Genomic DNA, 802 nt, shown 5'->3' with positions numbered 1-802 from the left:
CAGCGTGGCCAGGTGGGTGGAACCGGTGCCCCGGTAGCGGCCGTTGCCCGAGGCCGCGGGCGCGTCGAGGACGGACACCATCAGGTCGACGTGGTCCGGCTGCCGGGCCGGGCTGGACGAGACCGAGTAGGTGCGGGGCTTCAGCGGCGGGAGCAGATCGAGGAGTTGGCTCCAGGTGAGGGCGCCGCGCAGGGCCGGGTGGTCCTCGACGAGCTCGAGGACGGTGCGCGGGTCGGTGTCCGGCAGGGCGGCCAGGGCGGCGGCTTCGGGCGGGCACGGGTTCGCGGCGGCGAGCAGCGCGAGGTCCGCGGAGCGGGGCCGGTGCTGCAACTCGACGTGACGGGTGAGGAGTTCACGGACCGTCACGGGGCGGTCGACGGGCAGTGCGGTGCGGGTGGGCGCCGTGGGCCGGATGTCGAGGACCGTGTCCGGGTCGAGTCCGAGTGCGGTCAGGGCGCGCTCCACCAGCGCCGGCTCGTGCGCGGGAAGCACCGTGACGTGGTCGCCGCTGCGATACGTGACGCCCTCGGGCAGCCTGAGCCGCACGAAACGCTTGGCGCGGGGATGGCCGGGAGCGGTGAGGTCGTACGACGCGGTGACGGTCAGCGGCAGCAGCGCGTGCCGGGCGGCGGCCGCGTCCAGGGGGCCGCCGGTGATCTCCCGGACCTCGTGGGCGGCGGTGGGACCGGACGGCGCCGGGGCCGCGTCGGGGTCGCCGTAGCGCGCGAGGAGGGCGGTGCGCAGGTCCGCGGTGAACGTGCGGACGGTCGCGCCGAGGTCGCCGGACGCGTCGGCCGCGGCA

At 76.6% G+C, this 802-nt stretch carries 1 pseudogene; it reads right to left on the bottom strand.

The annotated features are described in order from the left end of the window. Nucleotides 1-802, bottom strand: a pseudogene (locus GTW43_RS17500) (reductase); the annotation flags it as partial.

This window comes from Streptomyces sp. SID5785 (genome assembly GCF_009870065.1).
Classification (GTDB): Bacteria; Actinomycetota; Actinomycetes; order Streptomycetales; family Streptomycetaceae; genus Streptomyces.
This window is presented reverse-complemented; position numbering and strand designations above follow the sequence as displayed.